Origin of the sequence: Rathayibacter sp. AY2B9 (assembly GCF_002931595.1) — a bacterium.
Classification (GTDB): Bacteria; Actinomycetota; Actinomycetes; order Actinomycetales; family Microbacteriaceae; genus Rathayibacter.
The window spans coordinates 1-20,841 of record NZ_PSUB01000005.1 but is presented as its reverse complement, the minus strand read 5'-3'; the positions used below and the strand labels follow the sequence as shown (position 1 = coordinate 20,841).

Below are 20,841 nucleotides of genomic sequence, written 5' to 3'. Positions count from 1 at the left end.
CGGACGCCGACTCCCCGTCCTCCTCCCCCGCTCGGCCCGTGGCGGCCCCCGCGGCCGTGCGGAGGAGGACAATGGGAGCCATGACGAACACGGAGGAGCGGACCGCCGCTCAGACGCCCGACCCCGCCGCCGCCCCGCGCCCCCGCGCCACCGCGAACCGCTCGACGACCCCCGCCTCCGACCGCTTCCGCGACTTCATCGCGTCCGGCTGGGCCGAGCGGGAGGAGCCGCTGCCTGCTCCGCGCGAGCAGGCGTCCTTCGCCGCCTCCCGCCGCGAGCGCCTCTCCGCGCTGCACACCGGCGTGCGCATCGTCGTCCCGGCGGGCCGCCTCAAGCAGCGCGCGAACGACACCGACTACCCGTTCCGTGCGCACTCGGCCTTCACCTGGCTCACCGGCTGGGGCTCCGACTCCGAGCCCGGCGCGGTCCTCGTCCTCGAGCCCGCCGGGTCCGGCCACAGCGCGACGCTCTACTTCCGCGAGCGCGCGGGCCGCGACTCCGACGAATTCTACGCCAACCCCGAGATCGGCGAGTTCTGGATCGGGCCGCGTCCGTCGCTCGCGCAGGTCGCGAGCGATCTCGGCCTCGCCACCCGCGGGATCGCCGAGCTCGACGCGGCCCTCGACGCGCACGACGGCGTCCCCCTCGCCGTGCTGCGCGAGGCCGACCCGGCGGTGACCGGCCGTCTCGACGCGGTCGAGGCCGACGAGCGGGCGGACCGCGACGCGGCGCTCGAGCGCGACATCGCCGAGCTCCGCCTGGTCAAGGACGCCTACGAGATCGCCGAGCTGCGCGCCGCCGTCGACGCGACGGGCCGCGGCTTCGAGGACGTCCTCTCCGGCCTGCCGCGCATCATCGCCCACGAGAAGGGCGAGCGCCTGATCGAGGGCGTCTTCAACGGACGCGCGCGCGCCGACGGCAACGCGGTCGGCTACGACACCATCGCCGCGGCGGGCCCTCACGCCTGCATCCTGCACTGGACGCGCAACGACGGGCCGGTGCGCCCCGGCCAGCTGGTGCTGCTGGACGCCGGCGTCGAGCAGGACAGCTACTACACCGCCGACATCACGCGCACCTTCCCGGTGGACGGCCGCTACACGGACGCCCAGCGCCAGGTTCACGAGACGGTTCGGGAGGCGGCCGACGCCGCGTTCGCGATCGTCCGACCCGGCATCCGCTTCCGCGAGGTTCACGCCGCGGCGATGGCCGTCATCGCGCGGCGCACCGCCGAGTGGGGCCTGCTGCCGGTCAGCGCCGAGGAGGCGCTCGAGGCCGACAACCAGCAGCACCGCCGCTACATGGTCCACGGCACCAGCCACCACCTCGGGCTCGACGTGCACGACTGCGCCCGGGCACGGCGCGAGATGTACCTCGACGGACTGGTCGAGGAGGGCATGGTCTTCACGATCGAGCCCGGCCTCTACTTCCAGCCCGACGACCTCACGGTCCCGGAGGAGCTGCGCGGCATCGGCGTCCGGATCGAGGACGACGTGCTCGTCACCTCCGACGGCGCCGAGAACCTCTCGGCCGGCATCCCCCGCTCGGCCGACGACATCGAGGCGTGGATGGCCCGACTGGCCCGCTGAGCCCGGTCGCCCGCGGGGAGCCCCGGCCGCTCAGGCGGCGAGGGGCAGCGCGAACTCCCCGCGGGCGGCGGCGAGCGCCAGCCCGTCGAGCAGCGTCGCCAGCTGACCGGCGGGAGCGTCCGGGTCCTCGGGGTGCCACTGCACGCCGACGAGGGGGGCCGCGACGTGCTCGACGGCCTCGATCACGCCGTCCTCCGCCCGAGCGACGACCCGCAGCCCCGGAGCGAGCAGGTCGACCGCCTGGTGGTGCGCGCTCTGCACCGCGAGCGCCTCGGACCCGAAGAGCCCGCCGAGCACGGAGCCCGCCGCGAGCCCGACCTCGTGCCGGTGCATGCGCTGGTGAGCGGGAGCCGCCGCGTTGACGTGCTCAGCCTCCGGACCCAGGTCCTGCACCAGCGTGCCGCCGAGCGCGACGTTGACGATCTGCAGGCCGCGGCAGATGCCCAGCAGCGGGGTCCGGCGGGCGAGCGCCCGGTGCACCAGCGCGATCTGGGCGGCGTCGGCGCGCTCCGCGTGGGGGCCCTCGGCCGGGTAGCCGCGGTCGGCGCCGTACTGCTCGGGAGCGATGTCCTCGCCGCCCGCGAGGACGAGGGCGTCCGCCCCCGCCGTGCGCGCCAGCAGCTCCTCCGTGCCCAGCTCCTCGGCGGCGAAGCGCTCCGCCCGCCAGCCGCGCTCGTGCGCGAGGGCGAGGATGCGGCCGTTCAGGATCTGCACGTAGGCGTGGTACTCCTCGCGGCCCGGTCGCACGCGGGCGACCTCGACGATGGCGAGTGAGCGGGTCATGACTCCATCCTGGGCACGCCGCCGCCGCCGGTCGAACCGCCGTGTCACGCGGTGTCACACTCCGGCCGTACGATCACGGAGTGACCTCGCCGAGCCCGTCCCTCCTGGAGCGCGTGCAGCAGGCGCGCTCCGAGGTCTCCGTCCTCGCCGGGACCACTCCCGAGCGCCGGGTCCGACCGCTGCGCGAGGCCGTCGAGCACATCGCCGCCGGCGGCTCCCCCGATCCCGACGCTCTGCTCGACGCGGTCGACTCGCTGGTCGGGCTCGTGACCCGCGCCGAGGTGCAGCTGAGCGGCGTCGAGCGCTCCGTGCGGGACGACCTGGAGCGGGCCGCCACCCTCTCCGACCTGCGCACCTCGGCGCAGCTCGCCTCCGCCGCCGACGTGGCCGTCGCGTGCGCCGCGGCACGGTCGCTCCTCCTCGACGCCGACGACGCCCGGTCGGCCGGCGCCCGCCACGATCCGGCCGCGCTGCTGGTCCTGCTGCTCGACGCCGACTCCGCTCTGGACGCCGTCGTCTCCGGGTACCGCGAGCCGCGGGCCCAGGCCGAGCGCCAGCTCCTCCTGTTCGAGGCGGCGCGCACCGCGGCCCGGCTCGGTGCCGAGTCGGTGCTGCTCCTGGCCGCCGTGCACGGCGAGCGCATCACCGCGGCACCCCGGATCCTCGCGGAGGAGACGCTCGGGCAGCTGGACACCGCGGTGCGCCGTGCGGCAGGCGATCCGGCCGGCGCTCTGGACGAGGCCCGCGCTGCCGCCGACCGCGCCCGCTCCGCGCTCGACGAGGCCCTGGTCGACCTCGACGGCGCACCCCCGTCGCTCCGCCCCGCGGCCGTTCCCGGAGGCCTGCCCGCGGCCTGAGCACGCAGGCCCCCGGCACCGGCGCGCGTGCCATAGTGAGGGACATGGCCTCCTTCCTCGTCGTCCCCCAGTGGCAGGGCTCGGCGTCGACGCGCGCGATGCGCCTCGTCGACGGAGCCGAGGCGATCCGGGGCGATCTGCCCTCCTCCGCCACCACGACCCTCGACATCCCCGCCGAGGCGGGCGACGCCCAGGACACCGGCATCCGCCGCTACGCCTCGGTCGCCACCGTCGCCGAGCGGGTGCGCGAGGCCCTCTCGGGCCGCACCGGTCCCGTGATCACGATCGGCGGCGACTGCGGCGTCGAGTTCGCGGCGATCGGGCACGCCGTGCGCTCGGCACCGGGCCCGGTCGCGCTGGTCTGGCTCGACGCCCACCCGGACGCGCACACTCCCGAGTCCTCCCCCAGCGGCGCCTTCTGCGGCATGGTCCTCTCGGCCGCGCTGGGACGCGGCGTCGGCCTCCTGAGCGCGGGCGCCGAGGAGCGGGTGGCCGACGAGCGCGTCGTCCTCGGAGGTGTCCGCTCCGCCGACGACGGCGAGCTCGAGCGGCTGGTCGAGCGGGGCGCCGCGGTGCTGCCCGCGGACGCCCTCGACCCGGAGTCGCTCGTCGCGGCGGTCGAGGCGACCGGTGCCGCCTCCGTCTACGTGCACCTCGATCTGGACGTGCTCGACCCCGCCGATCTCGCCGGGCTGTTCGACCCGGTGCCCTTCGGCGTTCCCGCCTCGCGCCTCGTCGCGAGCCTCGACGCCCTCCGGTCCCGCTTCCCGCTCGCGGGCGCCGGCGTCACCTCGTTCGCCCCGTCGTCGCCGACCGCGGCCGAGGACGACCTGCCCACGATCCTCCGCCTCCTCGGCGCTCTGTCCCGCGGGGCCTGAGAGAGCCCTGCCATCGGCGCGCAAGCCCGAGCGCGTGTCGGCGGCACCCGGCAAGATGGTCGGACGCGACCGAGCGGAGGAACGATGAGCGACGAGAGACCGCGCGTGCGCACCGAGCGGCGCGGGACCGTGCTCGCGATCGTGCTGGACCGGCCCGAGAAGCGCAACGCCGCCGATCTGCGGCTGCTCGCGGAGCTGGCGTCCGCGTACGGCGAGCTCGACCGCGACCCGGAGCTGCGCGCCGCCGTCGTCCTCGCCGAGGGCGGGCACTTCACGGCCGGGCTCGACCTCGCCGACATCGGGCCCCGCCTGGGCTCCGACGGCCTCGACTTCGTGCCCGAGGGCGGTCTCGACCCCTGGGGCCTGCGCACCCGCCCCGTGAGCAAGCCGGTGGTCATCGGCCTCCAGGGCACCTGCCTCACGCTCGGCATCGAGCTCGCGCTCGCGAGCGACGTCGTCCTCGCCGAGCGGTCCACCCGCTTCGGCCAGATCGAGGTCACCCGCGGCATCCTGCCCTTCGGCGGAGCGACGCTGCGCTTCCCCCGCGCCGTCGGCTGGGGCGACGCGATGCGCTGGATCCTCACCGGCGACCTCTTCGACGCCGAGGAGGCCCACCGCATCGGCCTCGTGCAGCAGGTCGTCCCCGACGGGACGGTCGCCGAGGCGGCCTGGGCGCTGGCCGCTCGTATCGCCGCGCAGGCGCCGCTCGCCGTGCAGGCCGCCCTGGCCAGTGCCCGGCTCGCGGTCGCCGCGTCCGACGCCGAGGCCGCGGCCGCGCTCCCCGGGGCGCTCGCGCGTCTCGCGGCGTCCGAGGACGCGCGCATCGGCACCGAGGCCTTCCTCCAGCGCACGACGGCGGAGTTCACCGGACGATGAGCGACGAGAGCACCACCGTCACGGCGCCCGGCGGCTCCTCCCTCGAGGCGCAGCAGGAGCGCGCCGCGCAGCAGCTCGAGATCCGGCTCCGCTACGGCGACCAGGTGTGGGAGTTGCGCGAGGTCGACCACTTCGCCGTCTTCTCCCGCCGCAGCACCGCACGACGGGCCGGGCGCGTCCTCGTGGCCTCCGGCTTCCAGATCGCGATCTCGCGGCTGAGGCTGAGGCAGGTCCTCGTCGCGAGCCATCACGCCGCGGTCGACGAGGAGTCGACCACCGCGTTCCTCCGCCAGGTGATCGAGGCGGTCGAGAGCCACGGCGGCCGCTACGACGGCTGGCGGGCCGAGATCGTGCCGGCGCATTGAGCGCCGGGCACCCACCGACGACGGGGCTCGACGCCTCCGAGAACCCCAGGGAGACAGCATGAGCAGCACGACGGACGAGTTCGACGTCATCGTCATCGGAGCAGGACCGGTGGGCGAGAATCTCGCGGACCGCGCGGTCCAGGGCGGCCTCACCGCGGCCGTCGTCGAGAGCGAGCTCGTCGGGGGCGAGTGCTCCTACTGGGCGTGCATGCCCTCGAAGGCGCTGCTGCGGCCGCCGATGGCGCTCCGCGCCGCCCGTGATCTTCCCGGCGCGGCGCAGGCGGTGAGCGGAGGAGTCGACGTGCCCGCGCTCCTGGCCCGCCGCGACTCCTTCACCAGCGACTTCGACGACCACGGCCAGGTGCAGTGGCTCGAGGGCGCCGGCATCGAGCTCGTCCGCGGGCACGGCCGCCTGAGCGGCGAGCGCGAGGTGACCGTGACCGGACCCGACGGCGAGGTGCGCGTGCTCCGCGCCCGCTCCGCCGTCGCCGTCGCGACCGGCACCACCGCCGTCGTCCCCGACATCCCTGGCCTGCGCGCGGCATCCCCCTGGACGAGCCGCGAGGCCACCTCGGCCGAGGAGGTGCCGCCGCGCCTCGTCGTCATCGGCGGCGGAGTCGTCGCGACCGAGATGACGACCGCCTACGCCGGCATGGGCTCCTCCGTCACGCTCGTCGCCCGCAGCGGACTCCTCGCGCCGTTCGAGCCCTTCGCCGGCGAGCTCGTCGGCTCGGCGCTCCAGGAGCTCGGCGTCGACCTGCGCCTCGGCGACTCGCCCGTCTCGGTCGAGCGCCGGTCCGACGGCACCGTGGTCGTGACGCTCGAGGGCGGCGACGTCATCGAGGCCGACCAGGTGCTCGCCGCGACCGGCCGCGCCCCGCACACCCGCGACGTCGGCCTCGAGACGGTGGGCCTCGAGCCCGGCTCCTCGCTGACGGTCGACGACACGATGCTCGTGCTGGGCGGCGACGGTGCTCCCCTCGGCGGCGGGCGTCCGTGGCTCTACGGGGTGGGCGACGTGAACCACCGCGCACTGCTCACGCACCAGGGCAAGTACCAGGCCCGTGCGGCCGGCGACGTGATCGTCGCGCGCGCCACCGGTGCCGAGGTCCACGACGCCCCCTGGGGAGCGCACGTCGCGACCGCGGACCACGAGGCCGTGCCGCAGGTCGTCTTCACCGACCCCGAGGTCGCGTCCGTCGGCCTCACCGCCGCGGGCGCTGAGAAGGCCGGCTACCGAACCCGCGTCGTCGACTACGAGATCGGCTCGGTCGCCGGCGCCGCCCTCGCCGCCGACGGCTACACGGGCACCGCGAGGATGGTCGTGGACGAGGACCGGAAGGTCGTCCTCGGCGTCACCTTCGTCGGCAAGGAGGTCGGCGAGCTGATCCACTCCGCGACGATCGCCGTCGTCGGCGAGGTGCCGCTCTCGCGCCTCTGGCACGCGGTCCCCTCCTATCCGACGATCAGCGAGGTCTGGCTGCGGCTGCTCGAAACCTACGGACGCGACAGCGCGTGAGCGCGCTCCGTCGAGCCGTCGCGACGGTGGCCCTGGATCCGGCGATCACCCGGCCCGGCTACCTCTTCGCGTGCGCGGTCGGACTCGCCTGGGGCGCGCTGTGGAGCACGGGCCCGATCCGGCGCAGCCACGGCCTCGTCGTCTTCACCGGTCTGCCCTCCTGGGCGTTCGGCCGCGGAGGGTCCTGCGTCGGCACGAGCTACCTCACGGGCACCAACGTCTCCGACAGCGTCCTCGAGCACGAGGCCGTGCACAAGGAGCAGTGGCGGCTCTACGGGATGTGGTTCCCGTTCGCGTACACGGTGGCGGGTCGCGATCCGCTGCGCAATCGATTCGAGATCGAAGCCGGTCTCGAGAAGGGCGGATATCTCCGTGGTCACTGACATGACGGGGCGCGTCGTCGTCCTCACCGGAGCCAGTTCCGGCATCGGCCGGGTCGCGGCGGGAGCGCTGGCGTCCGCCGGTGCCCGCGTGGCCGTGGTCGGGCGGAACCCCGAGCGCACCCGCGCGGTCGCCGCCGACGTGGGAGGGGACGCGTTCCTGGCCGACTTCGACCGGCTCGACGACGTCCGCGCCCTGGCCGACGGCCTCCTCGAGCGCTACGAGCGGATCGACGTGCTGGCGAACAACGCGGGCGGGCTCGTCTCCCACCGCGCCGAGACGGTCGACGGCCACGAGCGGACGATCCAGAGCAACCATCTCGCGCCGTTCCTCCTCACGCGGCTCCTGCTCCCGCGGATGATCGAGACCTCGAGGGAGCGGGCCGGCGTCCGCGTCGTCTCCACTGCGAGCCTCGCGAACCGCTTCGGTCGCCTGAGGCTCGACGACCTCGACAACCGCCGCGGTCCGTGGCTCGGCGGCTGGCGGGCCTACGGCACGTCGAAGCTGGTGACGATCCTCTTCATCCGCGAGCTGGCGGAGCGCCTGCTGACGACGTCGGTCGACGCGTACTCGTTCCACCCGGGCGTCGTCTCGACGAGCTTCGGTGCCGACAGCACGATGATGAAGCTGATGACGAGCCTCTCGGTCGGCTCCTTCGGCATCTCCGCCGAGGCGGGTGCGGTGCCGCTGATCACCCTCGCCTCCGAGCCCGATGTCGGCGCCGCCAGCGGCACCTACTTCGACCAGCTGACGCCGCACGGCTCCCTGAACCCCCAGGCCCGCGACCGCGCTCTCGCCCACGACCTCTGGACCCTCTCCAGCCGCCTCGTGGGCGTCTCCCCCACCCTGTAGCCCGCTGCCGCTCCCCGCCGCCGCCGACTCGACGCGGGGGCGGCGCGGAGTACCCGACCCGCTCGCCGGGAGGATCTCGACACACCCTCTCCGAGGGCTGCCCGATCAGCAGGTCTGTGCGCGGTCGCCCGACTCGGTGTGTGCCTGCGAGCTTCTCGATCAGCCGCGAGATCGGTCGGGCGTGGATCTCGATACTCCCTCCCCGAGGGCTGCTCGATCAGCATGTCCGGGCGTGGTCGCCCGACTCGCCAGGCACCCGAGGACCGCTCGATCGCGCGCGAAGTCCGTCGGGAGTGGATCTCGAGACGCCCTCTGCGAGGTCCACTAGATCAGCATCGTCCTCCGCGGTCGCACCCCTGGCGCGCCGCACCCCTACGAGCAGCGCCCGGAGCGTCGCAGGGCGACGTTCTGCAAGGCGGAGGAGGAAGCGATACCGGCGGTATCGCGCCCGACGACAACGCCGCAGAACGTCGCCCTGCGGCGCTCCGGGTCAGTTGGACTCTTGGCGGCCGAGGCGCCAGTACCCCATGAACGCCACGCGCTTCCGGTCGAGTCCGAGCTCGGTGACGAGGCAGCGGCGGATCAGCTTCACGGCGCCGGCTTCTCCGGCGATCCAGGCGTAGAGGCCGGGGTCGGTGCTCTCGTCGGGGACCTCCCAGAGCATCTCGTGGTCGACGTCGATGTCGCTGACGTCGACGCCGCGGTGGTGGGCGGTGAGGAAGCGGGTGGCCCAGGCGCGGACCGCGTCGCCGAGGGCCGCTCCGGGGGCTGCCGCGTCGGCGCGGACGATCCAGGTGACGTGGACGCCGGCGGGGTGGTGGAGCGGGAGGCGGTCGTGGGCGGTGGGGACCTCGAGGAACGCGGCTCCGGTGGCGTCGTCGTCGAGGCTCTCGAGGATCGCGGCGATGGCGGGGACGGCCGTCTCGTCGCCGGCGAGGAGGAGGGAGGTGGCGGCGCCGGGGTGGAACTCGACTCCGCCGCCGGGGAGGTCGGAGCGCGTGTCGGGCGCGATGATGACGATCTGGTCGCCGGCACGGGCGCTCTCGACCCAGGCGGAGGCCGGTCCGGTGTCGCCGTGGGCGGCGAAGTCGATGTCGACCTCGGCGTCCTCGGGGCGGACGGCGCGGATGGTGTAGGTGCGGAGCGGGTTCCGGAGCTCGTCGGGGAGCTGTCGCCAGCGGCCGTACCAGTCGGGGTCGAGTCCGTCGGGTCCGTCGGGGTCCGAGACGGAGGCGAGGAAGGCGGGGGCGTCGGAGGCGGCGGTGGGGACGACGAGCTTGATGCGCTGGTCGGGGCCGGTGCAGCCGACGTGGTCGAGGCCGGTGCCGGTGAGGGTCACGCGGATGAAGTGCGGGGCGATCCGGGTCGCTGCGGCGACGGTCGCGAGGTACGGCCGGTAGGCCGGTCGGGCGGGGGCGGCGGTCGTCGGAGGCATCGCCTCAGTCTCGCACAGAAGGTAAGCCTTGCCTAACACTCAGCCGGGACGCCCGGCGGACGGTCAGCGCGCGGCGTGCTCGGCGGAGGTGCGCAGGCGCGCCTCGACGTCGGCGGCGAGCTCGGCGACGACGGGGCCGGCCCCGCCGATCCAGGCGCAGAAGTCGTGGCGGCCGTCGGCCCACGGGTAGTCGCCGTCGACGACCGACATCTCGCCGACCCAGGCCCGGACCGCGCGGTCGAGTGCGACTCCGCGGGAGCATCGCTCACCGGTGCCGGGGGCGCCCGAGCGCTCGGAGCGGCCGAGCCAGGTGACGCAGACCCGTCCGGGGGCGGCGAGCGGCGGCAGTCCGCGCGCGTCGTCGACCTCGACGAAGACCTGGCCGCGGGCGTTCGCGGGGAGGGTGTCGAGGATGCTCTGGATCCACGGCACGACGGTCTCGTCACCCGCGATCAGGAACTGCTTCACGTCGACCGGCGCGGAGCCGTCGCGGTCCTCGAACATGCACATCGTGTCCGAGTATAGGCAAGGCTTACCTCAGTGACCAGAGCCGGACCTGACCATCCGCCGTGCGGCCGCGCCCGGACCCGTCACCGCTGCGGCCTCCCCCGTCACCACTGCGGCGGGTGCCGCCTCTGCCAGCGCGCCCGCCGCTCGAGCTGTGCGCCGATCGCCAGCAGCGTCGCCTCGCCGCCGGGTCGCCCGATCAGCTGGACTCCCATCGGCAGGCCCTCCTCCGTGGTGCTCAGCGGAAGGGTGATCGCGGGGAGGCCGCTCACGTTCACGAAGGACGTGTACGGCGTGTAAAGGCACTGCTGCTCGAAATTGCGCTCGGGATCCTCGAGGTCGTACCAGCCGACGGGGCGCGGCGTCATCGCCAGCGACGGCGTCAGGACCGCGTCGACGCCGGAGAACGCCGCGATCACCGCGCGCTCGTAGCCCGAGAGCCAGGACGCCGCCTCGACGATCTCGCGGGCGGAGCGCCGGCGTCCCTCCTCCACCAGCCAGCGGGTCAGCGGCTCCAGCAGATCGAGGTCCGCGCCCTCGACGGGCAGGGTCGCGGCGCCGCTCTGCCACAGCGTCCGGAACGCGGCGGGGTACGGGGCGCTCGGGGGCAGCGACGCCTCCTCGAGCCCGTGGCCGAGGGCGGCCAGCGCGGCGATCCCCTCGTCCAGCGCGGCGCGCGCCTCCGGAGCGAGAGCGATCTCGTACTCCTCGTCCCAGGGCGAGTCCGTCAGCACGCCGATCTGGAAGCGCCCCTCTCCGCGCACCGCGGCGCCGAGGAACGAGCCGTCGCCGTCACCGGGCGCGCCGAGCGACCAGCGCTGCGGGAGGCGGCCGTTCGTCCGCTCCAGCATGCCCTCGAGCAGAAGGCCCGCGTCGGCGACCGAGCGGGTGATCGGCCCGGCGACCGTCAGGCCGCCGACTCCGCCGATGCCGGAGAGCGCGGCGACACGTCCGCGGGAGGGCTTCAGTCCCACCAGGCCGCAGGCCGCGGCGGGGATGCGGATGGACCCGCCGCCGTCCGAGGCGGGGGCGAACGGCAGCAGTCCCGCGGCGACGGCGACCGCTGCTCCTCCGCTGGATCCGCCGGCCCCGAGGCGGGTGTCCCAGGGCGTGACGGCGGGCGGGCCGATCCGCGTCTCGGTGTAGGAGGGCATCCCGAACTCGGGCGCCGCGGTCTTGCCGAGGCTGACCGCTCCCGCCGCGTCGAGCACCTCGACGATCTCGTCGGAGGCGGTGGGCACGTGGTGCTCGCGCAGCCGGGATCCGAATGCGGTCCGCACGCCCGCGCGCCGCCAGAGGTCCTTGTCGCCGCTCGGCAGGCCCCAGAGCGGAGCGGTTCCGGGCCCGGTGCCGAGCGCTGATGCCCGCTCCCGCGCCCGATCGGCGGTCACCGTGGCGAAGGCGCCCAGCTCCCCGTTCCAGCGCTCGATCCGGGCGAGGTAGTGATCGGCGAGCTCGAGAGGCGTGACCTCTCCGCGCTGCAGCCAGTCCCACTGCTCCTGGGCGCTGAGGTGGTGGAGTTCGAACATGGAACGACCCTATTCCGCCGCTCCGGGCAGCCGGCGGAACAGGGTCGTGGGGGTCAGGCCGCGCGGCGGCCGCTCTCGCTCGCCTCGTCGATGCCCCTCCGGGCGCCGTCGGGCACCACGGTGTCGCGGTCGATGCGGGCGCCGGTCGCGATCACGGCCGAGCGTCCGATGCGGGAGTAGCTCCCGATCCGCGCCCCCGGTCCGATGATCGCCTCGGGCCCGACGTGCACGTTCGCGCCGATGAAGGCGCTGTGCCCGATCATGGCGTCGCGGTCGACCCAGCTGCCCGCGCCGATCCACGCGCGCTCGCCCACGGTCGCGCCGGGCTCCACGTAGGCGCCGGTCTCCACATACGCGGTCGCCGAGACGCGCGATCCGGGAGCGACCATGCCGCGTCCGTTCGCGTGGCGGCGGTAGACGATCTCGTCGTCACTGCCGCGCGCCCCTCGACCCTTGTTCATCCCTGTTCCTGCCATCTGCCTCTGGCTCCTCCGAGCTGTCCGGTGGGCGGGGCGCCGAGCCCCGTCCCGTCATCGGTAGACAACAGCGGCGAGCGCCCGCGCATTCCCCGTTCGGGGGGCGCTGGCGCGGGGTGGAGGCGGGGCGGCGGGCGGAGCGGAGAGCGGGCGTCGGAGCGGACCCGCGCGGGCGTCCCCGGAGCGTCACTCCACCGCGTCGGCGACCGCGGTCACGACCGCGCGGAACCGGTCCGGCGCCTCGCGGATCCGCCGCCGGAGGAGGACCCCGGCGAGCGCCGACGAGGCGGGTGCGGCGACCAGCTCGCACTCGACCCGGGCCCCCTCCTCGTCCGCCAGGACCCGCCACTGCTCGACGCCGAGCACGGGGAGTCGGCGCTCGAGCCCGCTCCCCCGCCGCTCGTAGGCGCCGTCGGCGGCGAGGACGTCCGCGAGGGCGGCGAGCACCGGGGCGGGGTCGGCGTGGAGGACGGAGGCGAGGGCGAGGATGCTGCGCACGGCGGCAGTCTCGCACGCCCCCGCGTCAGGAGCGGGCGTCGAGGACGCGCCGGAGCCAGTCGAACGACGCCTTGGGCACGCGGTCCCGGCTGCGCGTGTCGACGGCCACGAGCCCGTGCGGGCGGCTGTAGCCGTGCTGCCACTCGAACGCGTCGACCAGGGTCCAGAGCTGCACGGCCTCCACCGGCAGTCCGTCGTGGACGGCCTCGGCGAGAGCGGCCAGGTGAGCCCCGAGCCAGCGGATCCGCTCCGTGTCGACGATCGCACCCTCGCGATCGGGCTCGTCGGGGTAGCTCGCGCCGAGCGCGGTCACCACCAGCGGCGGCAGGGCGTCGCCGTAGCGCTCCACGAGGGACCGCAGCACCGAGACCACCGCCCAGGGTGCGACCGGCGAGCCGTCGCCCGTGCGGTCCAGCTCCGGCCAGGGCGCCGTGTGGAAGGGGAGCGCGGGAGGAGCGCCCACCCCGGTCGGCAGCGCCGGGTCGCGGCCCGCCACGATCCGCAGCGGCGGCAGCGGCGCGACCGCGTAGAAGTCGAGCGGAGCCGAGATGCGCGCGAGGTCGACCGGATCCGCCTGCGCGAGGGCGCCGAGGAACGGCGGCAGCTCCTCCGGTCCGACCGGGTAGGACCCGGTCAGCACGGCGTCGGCCACCAGGCGGTTCCGCAGGACGTCCGCCAGGGAGGCGAAGGCGCGGTCCCGGTCGTCGTCGGAGGCGGGCTCGACCGGCGCGAGCGCGTCGACGAGGCCGATCCTCCCGGTCACCTCCGCCGCCCGCAGCGCCTCCAGCGCCACGCCGTGCCCGAGGAGCTGATGGTGCAGCGCCGGCAGGGCGCTGAACAGCCGGCCGGCGCCCGGCGCCTGCCGCGCGAGCGCGTAGCCCTCGAGCATCACCGTCGACGGCTGGTCGAGGGTGACCCAGTCGGCGATCCGGTCGCCGAACCGCCCGCCGAGCCCGAAGGCGAGATCGCCGAAGCGGAACGCGGTGTCGCGGTTCATCCAGCCACCGCTGAGCGCCGACGGGGTGTCGCGGTGGTGCAGGGTCAGCGCGACCCGGATCCCCGTCTCGGCGAGCCCGTCGAGCAGGCGGTCGTAGAAGCCGAGCCCTCCGCGGTCGATCGGCCCGCGGCCGTCGGGCTGCAGCCGGGGCCACGAGACCGAGAGCCGGAGCTCGTCGACGCCGAGATCGACCAGCAGCGCGAGGTCCTCGCGCCAGCGCAGGAGGAAGTCCGTCGCGATCTCGGGAGTGGCCTCCTCGGCGATCGTCCCCCGTCGCAGCGCGAAGTCGTCCCACACCGACCGGCCCCGGCCGCCCGCCTCGAGGGAGCCCTCCGTCTGGAAGGCGCTCTGCGCCAGTCCGATGCGCAGGCCCGGCGGCAGGAGCCCGCCCAGCTCGCGCGGATCGTCGAAGCGCGCAGCCTCGACGCGCACCTCCCGCCGATCGCGCCCGCGGGCCTCGTCTTCGCGCATTCCACTGTCCTCCGGATCTGATCGACGGGTATATTCTCGCGGAAGCGCTCTCCCGGATCTCCCCGACTCCCCCGACCGACTGAGACGCCTCCTCCGGATGGTGTACATCCGGGAACAGTGGTGCGGCGCGCTTGACAGCTCCCCCCTGCCCCCGTGCAATGGACGCATCGTGAAATCGGGCGTCGACGTGGCAGTACCGGGGGGTTCACCGGTCGTGCCGGTGCCCCGACTCCGCCGATCCCCGCGCCGCACGGCCGCCCTGCTGCTGGTGCTCCTCGCGGCCGTCGCCTCCGTCTCCGGGCTGGCCGCGCCGGCCGCGCAGGCCGCCGCTCTCGCGATCACCGCTCCCGCCTCCGGCGCGGTCCTCAGCACGGGAGCGACGACGGTCACCGGCACGGCGACGGCCGGGGACCAGGTGCAGATCGGGCTCCGCGGCGGCGGCGACCCCCTCTGCATCACCACCGCGGGCCCCGACGGCGGCTGGAGCTGCGCCGTCTCCCTCGACGACGGGCCGGCGACCCTGGTCGCGGTGGAGCTCCTCGCCGGCGGCGGGACCACCTCGGCCGCCGTCCCGATCGCCGTCCTCAGCGCCCCCGTCATCGAGTCGGTCGACGGCTCGGCGACCTCCGCGGGCTCGGTCCGCGGCACGGCCTACCCCGGCGCGAGCGTCGCCGCGGTCTCGAACGGCGGCGCCGCGTGCCTGGCCACCGCCGACTCCGGCGGCGCGTGGTTCTGCCAGCTCGCCCCCACTCCGGCGCCGGGCAGCTACCGCGTCACCGCCACGCAGACCGCCTCCTTCGCCGGCAGCGCCGCCTCGCCGGCCAGCGCGCCGGTGACCCTCGTGGTCGACACCGCTGCTCCTGCCGCCCCCGCCCTCACCTCGCCGTCGGACGGGGCCGCCCTGCCGCTCAGCGGCGCGTCCTACTCCGGGACGGGCGTGGACGGCACCCGCGCCTACGTGTACGTGGACCGGGTCAACACCTGCGACGCGGCGGTCAGCGGAGGCGCCTGGAGCTGCACCGGCGGCACGATCACGGCGGGCGCGCACCGGGTCTCCGCCATCGCCGGGGACAGCGCCGGCAACTACAGCCCGCCGAGCCCCTGGATCGACGTGACCTTCGCGGCGGCGACGACCGCTCCCACCGGCACGCCCAGCGCGACGACGCCGGCCGCCCCCGGAGCCGCGCCCAGCGCGCCCGGGGCCGCCGCGTCTCCCGCTCCGAGCAGCGCGGCGCCGACCGCGTCCCCGTCGCCCGTCCGCCCCGGAGAGGCCGCGCCCGCACCCGAGGACGAGCCGACCGCCGAGCCCACCGCAGCACCGGTCCCGGCTCCCGACCAGGACGGCGGTGACGTGCCGCCGCAGCCCGCCCCCGCCGCCGGATCGGAGCCGGGCGGCTGGAGCGCGGCGACCGGGATGACCACCGCGCTGTCCGCCGGATCGCCCGTCGTCTCGATGGCCGACTGGATGCGCTCCCTCGCGCTCGCTCTGCTCTCGCTCGCCCTGGTCGTCGTGCCGGCCCGCCTCGCCGCGGCCGGGCGGGCGCCCCGCGCCGAGCGCAGCTGGCACCTCACGGGCCGCAACCGCGCCGCCGTCGAGTACGACGACAAGCCGGACACCGGTCCCGCCTCGCCGCGCCTGATGGTCGTCGGGATGATCGGCTGCGCAGCCGGCCTCGTCCTGCTCTCGGGACGCGTCGACGGCCAGCCCGCCTACCTGCGCCTGCTGATCGCCGTCGTCGTGGCCGTCGCCGTGGTCAACGCGGTCGCCGCCGCCGTCCCCGCGCTGGTCGGCCGACGGATCGGCGTCAGCGGGATCGGCGTCGTCGCCGCTCCGCGCGCGCTGCTCCTGGTCGCGGCGGCCGCTCTCGTCTCGCGCTTCGCGGGACTGGACCCGGCGCTCCTCTTCGGCGTGGTGATCGGCCTCGTCCTCCCCGAGGGCGCGTCCGCCGTCGACCGCGCGAAGCTCTCCACCGTCCGCGTCGTCTCGCTGCTGGGTCTCGCCGGACTCGCCTGGGGCGCCTCCGCCGTGGTCCCGCCCGACGGCTCGTTCGGCTCCGTGCTCGCCGCCGAGGTGCTCAGCGCGACCACGCTGATCTCGGTCGGCTCGAGCGTGGTGCTGCTGTTCCCGGTCGGGCGCCCCGCCGGCCGCAGCATCCTGCGCTGGTCCCCGCTGCTCTGGCTCGGGCTCACGCTCCTCGCGACGACCGTGCTGTTCGTGCTGCTCACCCCGACCATCGCGTCCTGGTCGACCGACGGCGGAGCGGGTCCGGTGCTCTTCGCCGTCGTCGCCTTCAGCGCGGTGTGCACGTCGATCTGGGCCTGGCGGCGCTTCGTCGAGTCGGAGTAGCCGGGCTCGGGCGCCCGCTCAGCCGATCGAGACGGGCCGGTCGAGGTCGTCGCCCGGCAGCACGTCGGCCACGGCGCCGACGGTCAGCTCGCGCAGAGTCGCGATGCCGCCGTAGACGCCGAGGAACGCGGTGTCGGCCGCGTCGCGTCCCGTCGCGATCCGCACGAGGCTCGACCGCGGCGCGAGCGTCGTCGCGTCGACCGCCCGCCACTCCCCCTCGATCCAGGCCTCCGCGACCGCGTGGAAGTCCATCGGCTGCAGTCCCGGCGCGTACACGGCCACCAGTCGGGCGGGCACGTCCAGCGCCCGGAGGAGGGCGACGACGAGGTGCGCGAAGTCGCGGCAGACGCCGCGGCGGGCGAGCAGCGTCCGCTCGGCCCCGTCCGTCGGAAGGCTCGAGCCGGGGACGTACGCCAGCCGCGTGCCGACCCAGGAGCTCACCGCGTGCAGGAGGTCCGCCCCGGCCAGGCCGGCGAACTCGGCCCGGGCCGTCGCCCACAGCACGTCCGACTCGGCGTAGCGGCTCGGCCGCAGGTACCGCAGCCGGTCCACCTCGTCGCCCTCGAGCGGAGCGAGGCGTCCCAGGACGCGCGCGGAGTAGTCCACGACGAGGTGCCCGACCGGCGCGTCGAGCACGTGCAGCCGGGTGCCGTGCTGGTCGATCACCTCGCGAGCGGGGAGCGGGCGGCCGTCGACGGTGAGCGTCAGTGACTCCTCCGCCCCGTACGCGTCGGCCACCGCGATCGAGAGGACGAGGGCGGCCGGAGCCGCGACGTCGAGGGTCAGGTGGGCCGAGACGTCGCGCTGCATGGGGCTCTTCTCCGGGGCGTGGCGGGTGGGGGTCAGGCGCCCTGCTCGCCCTTCGGCGGCGGGGTGGGGGCGGCGTCCGGCTCCTGCACGAGCTGCAGCCCGCCGGACGAGTTCGCCGAGACGGTCAGCAGGTCGATCCAGGTGCGGTTGATCGAGGGGACCCGTCCGCCGAAGTACTTGAAGTAGAGGGGCACGGAGGGGTCGAGCCAGATGCTCGAGCGGCCGTCGCCGACCGCGGGGTCGTCCCGCCAGGAGAAGAAGAAGCTCTCGCGGCGGCGCAGCTTGTTGGCGATGACGATCTGGACGTGCGTGAGCGTGCGGTCGTCGAACTCGATCTCGACTCCCGAGGCTCCGTAGAGCAGCTTCCCCATGGGGGCCTCCCGGCCGCCCGTCGCCGGGCGGTGCATGACGGTGCCCGCGGGCACGAGAAGCGGGACCGTTCCGGCGCCCGCCGTGGACCGGGCGGCTCGCATCCGGACGCGGGCGCCCGGGCTCGGAACCGCCCGGTGACGACTCTAGGCGAGGCGGCGCGGGCGCGCGGGATCCTCGTCCGATTCCCGAACACCGGGCTCCTCCGGCCGGAAGGACGACCGGTCCGGAGGCGCGCCCGGCGCCCTGCCGGATCCGGGCGAGACGCGCCGGGGCACTGCCGCGCGCATGTCGGAGGTCGGACGTACGGTACCCGCATGATCGAATGCGCACTCTGCGGAACCGACGCCGTCGTCCTCGACCGCTCCGGCGGCCGCGACACCGAGGAGGAGCTCGTCGTGCTCTGCGCCGACTGCACCCCGGGCGAGATCACCCAGGCCCTCGAGGCCGGGCTGCTCGAGCCCGCTCGACGCAGCGCGCACGCCCGCGCCGCCTAGAGAGCGGCACGTCGGACGGAGTGCCCCCACTGGGACTCGAACCCAGACTGAGACGATTTTAAGTCGTCTGCCTCTGCCGATTGGGCTATGGGGGCGACCACCGGGAGGAACGACCCTCCCGGCGGCGGTGTCAGGACTTGGCGGGCTCGCCGCCGACCGGGACCGGAGCACCGGCCTGGCCGGGGATCTGCGCCGGGGCCTGCGCGGCCGGAGCCTCGGCGGCCGGGGCCGCCGGACGCGGACGCGACGCGTAGGTCTCGAAGGAGCCGCGGGGGTACTCGCGGGCCTCGATCGAGGCGATGTCGCGGCCGAGCCAGAGGTTGTTCCACCAGCCCCAGACCACGCGGAACTTGCGCTCCCACGAGGGCATGGCGAGACCGTGGTAGCCGCGGTGCATCACCCAGGCGGGGAAGCCCTTCACAGCGATCTTGCCGGACTGGAACACGCCGATGCCGATGCCCAGGCCCGCGACCGCGCCGAGGTTCTTGTGCACGTAGTCGACCGGCTCCTCGCCGCGGAGCACCGCGGTGATGTTCTTGGCCATGAGCTTGCCCTGGCGGACGGCGTGCTGGGCGTTCGGCACGCAGAAGCCGCCGACGCCGCCGCCGGTGAGGTCGGGGACGGCCGTCGCGTCGCCGGCGCCCCAGGCGCCCTCGACGAGCACGTCGTCGTGGCCGACGCGGAGGTCGGCGCGCACGCGCAGGCGGCCGCGCTCCTCGATGGGCAGGTCGGAGTTCTTGATCGACGGGTTCGCCATGACGCCCGCGGTCCAGATGATCAGGTCCGACTCGAAGCTCTCGCCCGTCGACAGCTGGATGACGCCGTTCTCGGCCGACTTGAGCTGCGTGTCGAGGTGCACGGTGGCGCCGCGCTGGTCGAGGTTCTTCAGCACCCAGTGGCTCGTCTCGAGGGCGACCTCGGGCATGATCCGGCCCATCGCCTCGATGAGGTGGAACTGCGTCTCCTCGAAGTCGATCTCGGGGTAGCGCTTGAGCAGCGCGCTCGCGAAGGAGCGCAGCTCGGCGAAGACCTCGATGCCCGCGAACCCGCCGCCGACGACCGTGACGGTCAGCAGGCGCGAGCGCTCGGGACCGGAGGGCAGCGACGCGGCCTTGTCGAAGTTCGTGAGCATGCGGTCGCGGATCGCGGTCGCCTCCTCGATCGTCTTCAGGCCGATCGCGTTGTCGGCGACGCCCGGGATCGGGAAGGTGCGCGAGACGGAGCCGGCGGTGACGACGATCTGGTCGTACTCGAACTCGTAGGGCTCGCCCACGGTCGGGGTGATCGTCGCGGTGCGGTTCGCGTGGTCGATCTTCGTCACCTTGGCGGCGAGGATCGCGGTCTTCTTGAGGTGGCGGCGGAGCGAGACGATCGCGTGGCGCGGCTCGATCGACCCCGCGGCGACCTCGGGGAGGAAGGGCAGGTACGCCATGTAGGGCAGCGGGTCGACGATCGTGACCTCTGCCTCGTGCGGTCGGAGCTGCTTCTCGAGCTTCCACGCGGTGTAGAAGCCGGCGTAGCCGCCTCCGACGATCAGGATTCTGGGCACGGTTGACTCTCCAAGAGGGATGGACAATGCGAACACCCTCACGCAATGCGAAGTGCCCGCTCTCGATGCGGTGGGCAGCACTGACCCCGACTGGGAATCAGCTTAGCGAAGAGCGCGCCGGTGGTGGCGCCTCCGTGGCTCCGGTAGGAGCGGCTACGCGTCGAGCGGCCTGCAGGCGCAGCGCTCGGGAGACCAGTCGGCGCGGGCCAGGGCCAGATCGCCGATCGGATTGACGCCGGGGCCCGCCGCGAGGGCGTGCGCGGCGAGGGCGTGGAGGCACTTCACCCGCGAGGGCATGCCCCCGGAGGAGATGCCCGCGATCTCGGGGACGGAGCCGACGCTCTCGCGGTCGGCCAGGAACGTTCGGTGCGCAGCGGCGTACGCCTCGCGCAGCTCCTCGTCCTCGGCGAGCATCGCGTTGTACTCGACCATGACCTGGGTGGCCTCGAGCTGCGAGATCGCGGCCGTCGCGGCGGGGTGGGTCAGGTAGTAGAAGGTGGGGAACGGCGTGCCGTCGGACAGGCGGGGGCTCGTGGAGACCACCGTCGGGTCGCCGCAGACGCAGCGTGCGCTGATCCCGACGACGTCCCGGGCGGGACGGCCCAGCTGGGCGGAGACGACCGCGATGTCGCGCTCGGACGGCGGATCGAAGGGGGGCGTGGTCACGGGGGCTCCAGAGGACGGACGGCCGGGAGGACGCTCCAGTGTACGCGGGGCCGGGCGGGAGCGACGGGGTCGGGCGGGAGCTACGGAGTCGGTGTCAGCTCATCGGCGGTCGGCTCGCCGAGGCCCGAGACCGCGATCGAGGACAGCAGGGATCCGGCCCAGTCGCTCGGGGTCTCCTGCACCGTGTCGCTCGCGGGCTGCTGCGCCTGCTGGGCGAGCGTCACGTCGTCGAGCACGAGGTAGCTCACCTCGCCGGGCATCACGAAGTACAGCCGCTCGCGGGCCTGCGCGCGGATGAACGCCGGGTCGGACCAGCGGGTGCGCTGCTCGTCGAGGTTCTGCGCCTGGGTCTTGGCCGCGTCGACCGAGCGCTGCAGCTCGGCGATCTCGGCGCGCTGCTCGACGAAGTTCTTGATGCTCGGGGCGAGCACGACCACCGCGAGGATCATGATCCCCATCACCAGCAGCGTGAAGCCCGAGCCGCGGACGCCGGCGATCCACGCGGACGAGGGCGGAGCGGGCGGCGAAGTCGCCGAGGGTGCGGACGCCGAGTCTGCGCAGGAGCGCCACCAGGTCGTCCCCCCGGCGGGGAG

The 20,841-nt window shown here is 74.8% G+C and carries 22 protein-coding genes and 1 tRNA gene; 10 read left to right on the top strand and 13 right to left on the bottom strand.

Going from position 1 to position 20,841, the window contains the following annotated elements; genetic code table 11:
- Positions 1–80: 80 nt before the first annotated feature.
- Complete coding sequence (locus C5C25_RS06410; RefSeq protein ID WP_258069354.1) at positions 81–1,586, top strand: aminopeptidase P family protein; 1,506 nt, start codon at positions 81–83, stop codon at positions 1,584–1,586.
- 30 nt (positions 1,587–1,616) lie between these two features.
- Here the strand turns inward: C5C25_RS06410 and C5C25_RS06405 are convergent, their stop codons facing one another.
- The gene (locus tag C5C25_RS06405; protein WP_104225036.1) at positions 1,617–2,369 is read right to left on the bottom strand and encodes a gamma-glutamyl-gamma-aminobutyrate hydrolase family protein; all 753 of its coding nucleotides are present in this window, start codon (positions 2,367–2,369) and stop codon (positions 1,617–1,619) included.
- 80 nt (positions 2,370–2,449) lie between these two features.
- On the opposite strand from C5C25_RS06405, the gene C5C25_RS06400 reads away from it, so the two are divergent.
- The 7 genes from C5C25_RS06400 to C5C25_RS06370 all read left to right on the top strand — a co-directional run bounded on the left by C5C25_RS06400 (position 2,450) and on the right by C5C25_RS06370 (position 8,097).
- The gene (locus tag C5C25_RS06400; RefSeq protein WP_104250112.1) at positions 2,450–3,226 is read left to right on the top strand and encodes a hypothetical protein; all 777 of its coding nucleotides are present in this window, start codon (positions 2,450–2,452) and stop codon (positions 3,224–3,226) included.
- Positions 3,227–3,270: 44 nt separating this feature from the next.
- Positions 3,271–4,104 (top strand): arginase family protein, encoded by an 834-nt coding sequence (locus tag C5C25_RS06395; protein WP_104248221.1) that lies wholly within the window; start codon positions 3,271–3,273, stop codon positions 4,102–4,104.
- An 84-nt stretch (positions 4,105–4,188) separates the two neighbouring features.
- On the top strand, positions 4,189–4,980 hold the full coding sequence (locus C5C25_RS06390) for a crotonase/enoyl-CoA hydratase family protein (RefSeq protein WP_104250111.1): 792 nt from the start codon (positions 4,189–4,191) through the stop codon (positions 4,978–4,980).
- Positions 4,977–5,345, top strand: coding sequence for a ribonuclease E inhibitor RraB (locus C5C25_RS06385; protein ID WP_104225032.1), 369 nt, complete (start codon positions 4,977–4,979; stop codon positions 5,343–5,345). The genes C5C25_RS06390 and C5C25_RS06385 overlap by 4 nt, the downstream gene beginning before the upstream one ends.
- Before the next feature lie 58 nt (positions 5,346–5,403).
- Positions 5,404–6,864, top strand: coding sequence for an NAD(P)/FAD-dependent oxidoreductase (locus tag C5C25_RS06380; RefSeq protein WP_104250110.1), 1,461 nt, complete (start codon positions 5,404–5,406; stop codon positions 6,862–6,864).
- Positions 6,861–7,247: a Fe-S oxidoreductase gene (locus tag C5C25_RS06375; RefSeq protein WP_104227423.1), complete on the top strand. Its 387-nt coding sequence runs from the start codon at positions 6,861–6,863 to the stop codon at positions 7,245–7,247. Before C5C25_RS06380 ends, C5C25_RS06375 begins: the two co-directional genes overlap by 4 nt.
- Positions 7,237–8,097, top strand: coding sequence for an SDR family NAD(P)-dependent oxidoreductase (locus C5C25_RS06370; protein ID WP_244230659.1), 861 nt, complete (start codon positions 7,237–7,239; stop codon positions 8,095–8,097). The genes C5C25_RS06375 and C5C25_RS06370 overlap by 11 nt, the downstream gene beginning before the upstream one ends.
- Positions 8,098–8,587: 490 nt before the next feature.
- Here C5C25_RS06370 and C5C25_RS06365 read toward each other — a convergent pair whose 3' ends face one another.
- The 6 genes from C5C25_RS06365 to C5C25_RS06340 all read right to left on the bottom strand — a co-directional run bounded on the left by C5C25_RS06365 (position 8,588) and on the right by C5C25_RS06340 (position 14,010).
- Positions 8,588–9,532, bottom strand: a complete 945-nt coding sequence (locus C5C25_RS06365) for a siderophore-interacting protein (protein ID WP_104250109.1) — start codon at positions 9,530–9,532, stop codon at positions 8,588–8,590.
- Between the two features lie 63 nt (positions 9,533–9,595).
- On the bottom strand, positions 9,596–10,036 hold the full coding sequence (locus C5C25_RS06360) for an SIP domain-containing protein (protein ID WP_181027263.1): 441 nt from the start codon (positions 10,034–10,036) through the stop codon (positions 9,596–9,598).
- A gap of 107 nt (positions 10,037–10,143) precedes the next feature.
- Positions 10,144–11,568, bottom strand: a complete 1,425-nt coding sequence (locus tag C5C25_RS06355) for an amidase (RefSeq protein WP_104250108.1) — start codon at positions 11,566–11,568, stop codon at positions 10,144–10,146.
- Between the two features lie 53 nt (positions 11,569–11,621).
- A complete protein-coding gene (locus tag C5C25_RS06350; RefSeq protein ID WP_104317518.1) occupies positions 11,622–12,029 on the bottom strand; it encodes a transferase in 408 nt (135 codons plus the stop codon).
- A 201-nt stretch (positions 12,030–12,230) separates the two neighbouring features.
- Positions 12,231–12,542, bottom strand: a complete 312-nt coding sequence (locus C5C25_RS06345; RefSeq protein WP_104250106.1) for a hypothetical protein — start codon at positions 12,540–12,542, stop codon at positions 12,231–12,233.
- 25 nt (positions 12,543–12,567) lie between these two features.
- Positions 12,568–14,010: a glycoside hydrolase family 1 protein gene (locus C5C25_RS06340; protein ID WP_181133652.1), complete on the bottom strand. Its 1,443-nt coding sequence runs from the start codon at positions 14,008–14,010 to the stop codon at positions 12,568–12,570.
- 220 nt (positions 14,011–14,230) lie between these two features.
- On the opposite strand from C5C25_RS06340, the gene C5C25_RS06335 reads away from it, so the two are divergent.
- On the top strand, positions 14,231–16,357 hold the full coding sequence (locus C5C25_RS06335; RefSeq protein ID WP_181133651.1) for a hypothetical protein: 2,127 nt from the start codon (positions 14,231–14,233) through the stop codon (positions 16,355–16,357).
- Between the two features lie 18 nt (positions 16,358–16,375).
- On the opposite strand, the gene C5C25_RS06330 is transcribed toward C5C25_RS06335, so the two are convergent.
- On the bottom strand, positions 16,376–17,167 hold the full coding sequence (locus tag C5C25_RS06330; protein ID WP_104250103.1) for a transglutaminase family protein: 792 nt from the start codon (positions 17,165–17,167) through the stop codon (positions 16,376–16,378).
- A gap of 32 nt (positions 17,168–17,199) precedes the next feature.
- Positions 17,200–17,538, bottom strand: a complete 339-nt coding sequence (locus C5C25_RS06325; RefSeq protein WP_068211888.1) for an ATP-dependent DNA ligase — start codon at positions 17,536–17,538, stop codon at positions 17,200–17,202.
- Between the two features lie 315 nt (positions 17,539–17,853).
- On the opposite strand from C5C25_RS06325, the gene C5C25_RS06320 reads away from it, so the two are divergent.
- Positions 17,854–18,033 (top strand): hypothetical protein, encoded by a 180-nt coding sequence (locus tag C5C25_RS06320; protein ID WP_104225020.1) that lies wholly within the window; start codon positions 17,854–17,856, stop codon positions 18,031–18,033.
- A 21-nt stretch (positions 18,034–18,054) separates the two neighbouring features.
- Here C5C25_RS06320 and C5C25_RS06315 read toward each other — a convergent pair.
- From C5C25_RS06315 to C5C25_RS06300, 4 genes are all read right to left on the bottom strand, one after another.
- Positions 18,055–18,128: transfer RNA gene (locus C5C25_RS06315), tRNA-Leu, on the bottom strand.
- A gap of 35 nt (positions 18,129–18,163) precedes the next feature.
- A complete protein-coding gene (locus tag C5C25_RS06310; protein ID WP_104250102.1) occupies positions 18,164–19,582 on the bottom strand; it encodes an NAD(P)/FAD-dependent oxidoreductase in 1,419 nt (472 codons plus the stop codon).
- 153 nt (positions 19,583–19,735) lie between these two features.
- On the bottom strand, positions 19,736–20,248 hold the full coding sequence (locus C5C25_RS06305) for a DUF501 domain-containing protein (protein WP_104250101.1): 513 nt from the start codon (positions 20,246–20,248) through the stop codon (positions 19,736–19,738).
- 80 nt (positions 20,249–20,328) lie between these two features.
- Positions 20,329–20,706, bottom strand: coding sequence for a septum formation initiator family protein (locus tag C5C25_RS06300; protein ID WP_104239595.1), 378 nt, complete (start codon positions 20,704–20,706; stop codon positions 20,329–20,331).
- Positions 20,707–20,841 lie beyond the last annotated feature (135 nt).

What these genes read in the sequence shown, in the direction of transcription:
- C5C25_RS06410 (WP_258069354.1), top strand. Translation starts at nt 81, where the DNA reads ATGACGAACACGGAGGAGCGGACCGCCGCTCAGACGCCCGACCCCGCC.
- C5C25_RS06405 (WP_104225036.1), bottom strand. Translation starts at nt 2,369, where the DNA reads ATGACCCGCTCACTCGCCATCGTCGAGGTCGCCCGCGTGCGACCGGGC.
- C5C25_RS06395 (WP_104248221.1), top strand. Translation starts at nt 3,271, where the DNA reads ATGGCCTCCTTCCTCGTCGTCCCCCAGTGGCAGGGCTCGGCGTCGACG.
- C5C25_RS06390 (WP_104250111.1), top strand. Translation starts at nt 4,189, where the DNA reads ATGAGCGACGAGAGACCGCGCGTGCGCACCGAGCGGCGCGGGACCGTG.
- C5C25_RS06385 (WP_104225032.1), top strand. Translation starts at nt 4,977, where the DNA reads ATGAGCGACGAGAGCACCACCGTCACGGCGCCCGGCGGCTCCTCCCTC.
- C5C25_RS06380 (WP_104250110.1), top strand. Translation starts at nt 5,404, where the DNA reads ATGAGCAGCACGACGGACGAGTTCGACGTCATCGTCATCGGAGCAGGA.
- C5C25_RS06365 (WP_104250109.1), bottom strand. Translation starts at nt 9,532, where the DNA reads ATGCCTCCGACGACCGCCGCCCCCGCCCGACCGGCCTACCGGCCGTAC.
- C5C25_RS06360 (WP_181027263.1), bottom strand. Translation starts at nt 10,036, where the DNA reads ATGTTCGAGGACCGCGACGGCTCCGCGCCGGTCGACGTGAAGCAGTTC.
- C5C25_RS06355 (WP_104250108.1), bottom strand. Translation starts at nt 11,568, where the DNA reads ATGTTCGAACTCCACCACCTCAGCGCCCAGGAGCAGTGGGACTGGCTG.
- C5C25_RS06350 (WP_104317518.1), bottom strand. Translation starts at nt 12,029, where the DNA reads ATGAACAAGGGTCGAGGGGCGCGCGGCAGTGACGACGAGATCGTCTAC.
- C5C25_RS06340 (WP_181133652.1), bottom strand. Translation starts at nt 14,010, where the DNA reads ATGCGCGAAGACGAGGCCCGCGGGCGCGATCGGCGGGAGGTGCGCGTC.
- C5C25_RS06330 (WP_104250103.1), bottom strand. Translation starts at nt 17,167, where the DNA reads ATGCAGCGCGACGTCTCGGCCCACCTGACCCTCGACGTCGCGGCTCCG.
- C5C25_RS06325 (WP_068211888.1), bottom strand. Translation starts at nt 17,538, where the DNA reads ATGGGGAAGCTGCTCTACGGAGCCTCGGGAGTCGAGATCGAGTTCGAC.
- C5C25_RS06320 (WP_104225020.1), top strand. Translation starts at nt 17,854, where the DNA reads ATGATCGAATGCGCACTCTGCGGAACCGACGCCGTCGTCCTCGACCGC.
- C5C25_RS06300 (WP_104239595.1), bottom strand. Translation starts at nt 20,706, where the DNA reads ATGGGGATCATGATCCTCGCGGTGGTCGTGCTCGCCCCGAGCATCAAG.